The sequence below is a fragment of the uncultured Hyphomicrobium sp. genome (genome assembly GCF_902826555.1).
In the GTDB taxonomy this organism is placed as follows: Bacteria; Pseudomonadota; Alphaproteobacteria; order Rhizobiales; family Hyphomicrobiaceae; genus Hyphomicrobium_C.
The window spans coordinates 35,127-42,225 of sequence record NZ_CADEFI010000031.1 but is presented as its reverse complement, the minus strand read 5'-3'; the positions used below and the strand labels follow the sequence as shown (position 1 = coordinate 42,225).

General features: G+C 64.6%; 7 protein-coding genes. 5 read left to right on the top strand and 2 right to left on the bottom strand.

All coding sequences use genetic code 11. The features are described 5' to 3' along the window. Positions 1 to 817 (top strand): type I glutamate--ammonia ligase (gene glnA / locus QZV93_RS13060; RefSeq protein WP_295559063.1); only part of this gene is annotated, 817 nt, incomplete at its 5' end. Positions 818 to 991: 174 nt separating this feature from the next. Here the strand turns inward: glnA and QZV93_RS13055 are convergent. Next, positions 992 to 1,300 (bottom strand): hypothetical protein, encoded by a 309-nt coding sequence (locus QZV93_RS13055; protein ID WP_295559062.1) that lies wholly within the window; start codon positions 1,298 to 1,300, stop codon positions 992 to 994. A 1,005-nt stretch (positions 1,301 to 2,305) separates the two neighbouring features. On the opposite strand from QZV93_RS13055, the gene QZV93_RS13050 reads away from it, so the two are divergent. Next, positions 2,306 to 2,683, top strand: coding sequence for a cytochrome c family protein (locus QZV93_RS13050; protein ID WP_295559061.1), 378 nt, complete (start codon positions 2,306 to 2,308; stop codon positions 2,681 to 2,683). Between the two features lie 68 nt (positions 2,684 to 2,751). Continuing rightward, on the top strand, positions 2,752 to 3,534 hold the full coding sequence (locus QZV93_RS13045) for a DUF4846 domain-containing protein (RefSeq protein ID WP_295559060.1): 783 nt from the start codon (positions 2,752 to 2,754) through the stop codon (positions 3,532 to 3,534). Between the two features lie 10 nt (positions 3,535 to 3,544). Here the strand turns inward: QZV93_RS13045 and QZV93_RS13040 are convergent, their stop codons facing one another. Further along, entirely contained in the window at positions 3,545 to 5,215 is a 1,671-nt protein-coding gene (locus QZV93_RS13040; RefSeq protein WP_295559059.1) for a L,D-transpeptidase family protein, read from the bottom strand. A gap of 299 nt (positions 5,216 to 5,514) precedes the next feature. On the opposite strand from QZV93_RS13040, the gene purE reads away from it, so the two are divergent. Both purE and QZV93_RS13030 read left to right on the top strand, forming a co-directional pair. After that, the gene (gene purE / locus QZV93_RS13035) at positions 5,515 to 6,009 is read left to right on the top strand and encodes a 5-(carboxyamino)imidazole ribonucleotide mutase (RefSeq protein ID WP_295559058.1); all 495 of its coding nucleotides are present in this window, start codon (positions 5,515 to 5,517) and stop codon (positions 6,007 to 6,009) included. Then, on the top strand, positions 6,006 to 7,082 hold the full coding sequence (locus QZV93_RS13030) for a 5-(carboxyamino)imidazole ribonucleotide synthase (protein ID WP_295559057.1): 1,077 nt from the start codon (positions 6,006 to 6,008) through the stop codon (positions 7,080 to 7,082). The genes purE and QZV93_RS13030 overlap by 4 nt, the downstream gene beginning before the upstream one ends. The last annotated feature ends 17 nt before the right edge of the window (positions 7,083 to 7,099 follow it).

The following is a 7,099-nucleotide window of genomic DNA, read 5'->3' as shown; positions in this document are numbered from 1 at the left end:
CTCCGTGATGTCGGAGATGGGCGTCGCGGTCGAGAAGCACCACCACGAGGTCGCCTCCGCTCAGCACGAGCTCGGCATCAAGTTCGGCCCCATGATCACCATGGCCGACCACTTGCAGATCTACAAATATGTCGTGCACCAGGTTTCGCAGGCCTACGGCAAGACAGCGACCTTCATGCCGAAGCCGATCTTCGGTGACAACGGCTCCGGCATGCACGTCCACCAGTCGATCTGGAAGGGCAGCGAGCCGATGTTCGCCGGCAACAAGTACGCCGACCTCTCGGACATGTGCCTGTTTTACATCGGCGGCATCCTGAAGCACGCCAAGGCCATCAACGCCTTCACGAACCCGCTGACCAACTCCTACAAGCGCCTGGTCCCCGGCTACGAGGCCCCGGTGCTGCTGGCCTACTCGGCCCGCAACCGCTCGGCCTCGTGCCGCATCCCGGTCGTGACCAGCCCGAAAGCGAAGCGCATCGAGATCCGCTTCCCGGATCCCGGCGCCAACCCGTACCTCGCCTTCACCGCCATGCTGATGGCCGGCCTCGACGGCATCCAGAACAAGATCCATCCGGGCGACCCGATGGACAAGAACCTCTACGACCTGCCGCCGGCCGAGCTTTCCAAGATTCCGACCGTGGCGGGCAGCCTGCGCGAGGCGCTCGCCTCGCTCGACAAGGACCGCGGCTTCCTGAAGGCCGGCGGCGTGATGACGGACGACATGATCGACGCCTACATCGAGCTGCGCATGTCCGAGAACATGCGCTACGAGATGACACCGCATCCGATCGAGTTCGACATGTACTACTCGGTCTAAAGACCGCGACGCCCCGGGCTCAATCGGTCTGGGGCGCCGATCGCCGGTCTCGCAAGGATCTCGCGAGGGGAGCTAGACCATGATCATTCCGAGCCGCCGAGGCTCCAACGTGGATCATCGGTCGCGCAAGAAGAGGCCCGGCAGCAATGCCGGGCCTCTTCTTGTTTCGCCTGATCAATAGAACAGCAGGATACCGATGAAGACGCCCGCAAGCGTCAGCCGGTAGAAGCCGCGCTCATGCTGCAGCAGCCAGCCGGCGAAGCGGTGCGGCAGCTCCGCCCACGACACCCGCGCCAACCCCGACAGCACAACGCCGAGGACCATGCCGACGAGAAGCGAGCCGAGGTGCACGCCGGTTTGCGTCACGCCCATGGCCGCGTCGAGCGAAAACTCGCGCGTCGAGCCCGTGCCGACCACGGTTAGAACGCCCGCGGCGAGAAATCCGAAGGCGAGAAGCGACAGGAATCCAATTGCCGATCTCATGAAAGCCTCACGAAGCGTCGAGGGACGCCGCGGTGTGCAGTGCTCGAAGGACCGAGCTTGAAAAATCCGCTCGGCCGCATGCGGAGATCAATCGAAAATACGCCGACCTCTTCAATGTCCGGTTAACCGCACGGTGGACTTGCACATACTTCGTGAATTGACTCGCCCCTTGGCCAGGCGCAGACTTTGAGAACTTCCTGAAAGGAGGTCTAAGAAAATGTGGCCACCGGATCAGAATAAGCTGCTTGCGTCTTGATCCCGTCGCTCGCGGGCCGTGGCCGCGCCAGATCCTATAGATCATAGATCCTTATGATCTGACGCATGAGCCACGGGCTCCCATAGTCGAGACCGCCGGGAAATCGGCGAGCAGCACGAACAGAAAACCCGAACATTTGACGTGGATGCTTGGACGAGCTGCGGATTTCTTCGTTCGCGGCAGTGAGGTTTTTGACTCGGCCCTGGATCCTGATCAGCCCGAGCCCAGCACGGCTCGAATGCATCAGCGAAAAAGGATCTCGACGAACACCGGCGGAACCAGAGATCGGTCGCCGGACGAGATCGAGGGTCAGAGCGGTGCGGGCGCGCGAGCGACCCTGGCACCAGCCTCGAGAGCTGACCGACCGGGCAGGGAAGCCTGCGGAGCGCCGGGGATCCACGAATAAAAGATCGACGGCTAGGACAACAGAAAGGCGGACCAGTCCCGAGCATCGGAGAGGCAGAGCCTCGCGACCCCGAAGGCACGGGACCCCGCCGACAGCATAGTGCGCTGATCCTTGACCGTGATCTCGCGAGCCCGCTTCGGACCCCTCCGCCGGCGGGCTCGCGCATTTTGCGTTCCCCCAGCTCCCGAGACTCCCCGGACGTCGGTCCCCACGCAAAATTGCTGCGCGGGCGAACCGATCGCTCCTGCCAGCCGTCGCACGTCCTGGATTTGAATTACGGAAGTAATTATACGTACGTACCATGCCGGGATCCGGCTGGATTTTCACCGATGGAGCTTTTGAAATGAGGAAGTGGACGATGGCGGCGGCTCTCGTAGCAGTCATTCCGACTGCAGCGGCAGCCCAAGACGTTGAGGCAGGCGCTTCGATCTTCAAAAAATGCGCCGCATGTCATCAGATCGGCCCGACCGCGAAGAACGCCCTCGGACCCGAGCTCACCTGTGTGATCGGCCGCAAGGTCGCGTCCGTCGAAGGCTTCCAGTATTCCGAGGGGCTCAAGAAGGCTGCCTTCACAACCTGGGACGACGAGCACTTCCTGCAATGGGTCGAAAACAACAAGAAGCTCGTGCCGGGAACAAAAATGATCTTTCCGGCAGGGGTGAAGGATGAGACCGACCGCGCCAACCTGCTCGCCTACGTCAAATCCCAATGCGCGAAGTGAACGGAGACACGCCCACGACGAGTATATGTCGTTGAGCCGCCATGATTGAATGCGAGCGAGGTGCTGTCATGCGCCTCGCTCTGATCCTCCTGACCGCAGCTCTCGCATTCTCCAGCAACGCGCTCGCGCGCGCACCTTACGGCTGGCTCGCCCCCAGCGCCGCTCCCGCGGCAACCCTCGCCGGCCGCATCGCCCCGCCTGCGGGCTTCGAGCGGGTGCCGGCTGCGGACGGCTCGTTCGCCGCCTGGCTGCGCGGCCTTCCCATGCTCCCCGACGGCGCGCCCGTACTGACCTACACCGGCAAGCCCAAGTGGCGTCAGGACGTGCACGTCGCCGTCGTCGATATCGACATCGGCAAGCGCGATCTGCAGCAGTGTGCCGACGCCGTCATGCGCCTGCGCGCCGAATGGCTCTTCAGCCTCGGACGCGACCGCGACATCGCTTTTAACGATACCGACGGCAAGCGCCGCCGCTTCTCGGCCTATAGCCGCAAGGACCACACGGGCCTGCGCAAATACATGGACCTCGTGTTCGCCTACGCCGGCACCTACTCCCTAGAGCACGAGCTGGAGAAGGTCGCCCCGGAGACCATCGCCATCGGCGACGTGTTCATCAAGGGTGGATTCCCGGGCCACGCCGTGCTCGTCGCCGACATGGTCGAGAACAAGGCAACGGGCGAGAAGCGCTTCCTGCTTTTGCAGAGCTACATGCCAGCTCAGAGCATTCACGTCCTGAAGAACCCGGCCGCGGCCGACGGCTCGCCCTGGTACGCGACGCCCATCGGCGAGCAGCTCACGACTCCGGAATGGGTGTTCCTCCGCACCGCGCTGCGCCGCTGGCCCGAGCGCTGACCGACGACGCCTAGTAGCCGCCGCCGAAGAACGAGCTCAGAAAATCGTCGTTGGCGCTGGTCTGTCCGCGGGAAGCCTGCTTCACGGGCTTTTCCGCGAGATGGGCCTGATCGGGCACCACCGGCGCCAGATGATCGCGCCCCTTGGCAATCTTCTGCCATTGGCCGTCGAGCGCCTGGATCACACGCTTCTCGTGTCCGTAGATGTCGCTGAAGGTCTTGAGCGCACCGGTATCGTCCACCCACGCCGTGAAGTAAGCGATGTGCATCTTGATCTTCTTGTCCATCGCGATCTCGTTGTTCATCGGCCCGATCTTCGCCAGATCGTCGATCTTGGCGGCGTCCCAGCCCTTGTCCTCGGCAAGAATGATCTTTGCCACTTCGAGCGGATTACGCAGCCTCAGGCAGCCGTGACTGAGCGTCCGCTGCTTTGAATTGAACATCCACTTGTCAGGCGTGTCGTGCATGAAGATCGTGTGCTGGCTCGGAAACGAAAACTTCACGTAGCCCATGACGCTCTCGCGCCCCGCCGGCTGCACGACCTCGTACTCACGGATGTCGAGCGTCTTCCAATCCATGGTCCGCCAGTCGAGCCGGCGCCCGTCTTTGGTCTCCACCTCGAGTCCGTACTGGCGCATCAAGCCGCCGCCGCGCAACAGGCTGGGCCAGAGCTCGTTGACCTTGATGCTCTCCGGCACGCGCCACATGGGCCGGAACGTGATGCTCTTGAGCGGCCGCGTGAAGATGGAGCTTTGCTTGCCGATCTCGCCGACGACGATGCGCTCCGAATGGATCGACTTGCCGTCCTTGACCACGTCGATCATGTAGCTCGGCACGTTGGCGAAGAGGTGCACCTCGCCGAGGTCGTCGTGCATCCAGCGCCACATCTCCATGTTGGCGAGGATCCTCTTTGCCGCCGCGTTGGGCTTGCCGCCGGTCTTTCCGATCGCCTCCACGTACCTTTCCCGCAAGCGCTGGAACTGCGGATGCTGCGGATGCGTGCCGACAAGGTACGCAGCCTTGTCCGCTGCCGCGCCAAGCCCGTCGAGGACTTTGCCCGGGTCGAGCAGCTGCGGCTTGCGGTCGAGATTGGAGTTGAGCTGACCGGCCGGATCCATGATGCGCCCGCCGCGCGCATAGCGCGCATATTTCAAGACCGTCTGCGCCATCTCCACCTCTGCCGCCGCCTGAGCCTCGGGCGAGAGATCGGCGCTCGCGGTCTCGAGTTTCGGTGACGGAAAATCCACAGGATCGAGCCCCCAGTCGCCGGCCTTGCCAAACTCGACCGCGACCGCGTTGGCGTCGGCATTGAGCCCCTTGGCATCGACCCAGAGCGGCGCCCCCGCCCTCATGCCATAGAACGCGATCAACGCTTCGCGCTCCTTCTTGTCCTGCTCGGCACCGGTGTCGGGGATCGACGCGAGGCGCGCCTTGATCGCGAGGCCAACCGGGGTGTCCGGTACCGGCGACGGCGCGGCCGCAACAGGTGCGGAGCCGGCATCCGCTTTGGGCTCGGCCTCCGCGCCCCCCGCCGGCTCGGCTGGCGGCGTCGCATCGCTTTCGGGCGCCATCGATGATGCAGCAGGCTGCGCCGCTGCCGGCAGGCCGGTTTCCGCCTGGGCCGGCCACGACGAGCCGATGAGCAGAGCCAAAATCAGCGCTGGTAGCGGGAAGCGGCCCATCGCGGGTCTCCGAAAGCTCTTGTTACTTAAAACACTAGGCGATTCGGCCCGGTCCGCGATCCGGCCGTCCCCAACCCCAACGGTTCGCGCCCGTCGCCATGTGAATGACCCCAACCTACGGGTAGCCCAAAGTTGTGTCTGCATTGGGTTTTGCGAACCCCAGCGGAAACCGTGCCGCAAACAGCCGTGGGTTCCCTCGGCAAATCGGGCTTTTCCGCCTTGCAACCCGGCCCGACCTCCTCTACATCGCCCGTTTTCGCACGGGGCCGCCGTGAGTGGCCCCCTCGACGGATAAGCCGATGACCAAGCGCGGAGCGGAAGTAGGGATCATCATGGGCAGCCAGTCCGACTGGCCGACCATGAAGCAGGCGGCCGCCATCCTTGACGAGCTCGGCGTCGCATACGAGACCAGGATCGTCTCCGCCCATCGCACGCCCGACCGCCTCGTCTCCTATGCCCGCTCGGCAAAAGAGCGCGGCCTCAAGGTGATCATCGCCGGAGCCGGAGGCGCCGCGCACCTTCCTGGCATGACCGCCTCCATGACGCAGCTTCCCGTGCTCGGCGTTCCGATCCAGACCAAGGGCCTCAAAGGCATCGACAGCCTCTACTCGATCGTGCAGATGCCGGCAGGCATTCCGGTCGGCACCCTGGCCATCGGCGACGCCGGCGCGACCAATGCCGGGCTGCTCGCTGCGCAAATTCTGGCTCTAGCGGATCCCGGTCTCGCCGCCCGCATCGCCGCCCATCGCGAGAAACAGACCGCCGCCGTCGCGGAAAATCCGAAATCCGAATGACAGCTCTCGCGCCCGGATCGACCATCGGCATCATGGGCGGCGGCCAGTTGGGCCGCATGCTCTCGCTGGCCGCCGCCCAGCTCGGCCTCAAATGCCATATCTATTCCGATGTGCCCGGTGGCGCCTGCGACGTGGCCGCCGCATCGACCATCGGCCCCTACGAGGATGTCGACAAAGTCCGCGCTTTTGCCGCCTCCGTCGATGTCGTCACCTATGAGTTCGAGAACGTGCCTTTGCAGGCTGCGGCAGCAGCCGAAGCGGTCGCTCCGGTCCGTCCGGGACCGAAAGCCCTCGCCGTCGCCCAGGACCGGCTCGAGGAGAAGACCTTCATCAGCGCGCTCGGCATTCCCGTTGCCCCCTTTGCCGCCGTCGACAGCAGCTCCGCGTTCGAGACCGCGCTCGCCACCATCGGCCACGCGGGCATCCTGAAGACCCGCCGCCTCGGCTATGACGGCAAAGGCCAGGTCCGCATCCGGAGCGCCGCCGAGCTCGCCCCCGCCTTCGACGCTTTGCAGCGCGCGCCCTCCGTGCTCGAAGGCCTCGTCCCCTTCGCCTACGAGGTGTCGGTTCTGGTCGTACGCGCCGTCTCGGGTGAGGTCCGCTTCTACGACATCCCGCTGAACACCCATAAGGATGGCATCCTCGACACCTCGACCGTCCCCTCGCCGCTGCCGGCAGCCCACGCGACCCGCGCCACGGACATCGCCGGCGCCATCGCCGCCGCGCTCGACTACGTGGGTGTGCTGGGCGTGGAAATGTTCTATCTGCCCGACGCGCCGGAACCCCTGGTCGTAAACGAGATCGCGCCCCGCGTGCACAACTCCGGGCACTGGACCATGGACGCCTGCCTCGTGAGCCAGTTCGAAAACCACATCCGGGCTGTGGCCGATTGGCCCCTGGGTCCGACCGGCCGCCACGCCGACGTCACCATGACCAACCTGATCGGCGACGATGCGGCCCGCTGGCACGCCTTTGCGGCCGAGCCGAATGCCGCAGTCCACCTCTATGGCAAGCCGGAACCCCGCCCCGGCCGCAAGATGGGCCACGTCAACCGCCTCAGGAAGCGGTCATAACCCAAGAAAAAGCGCGA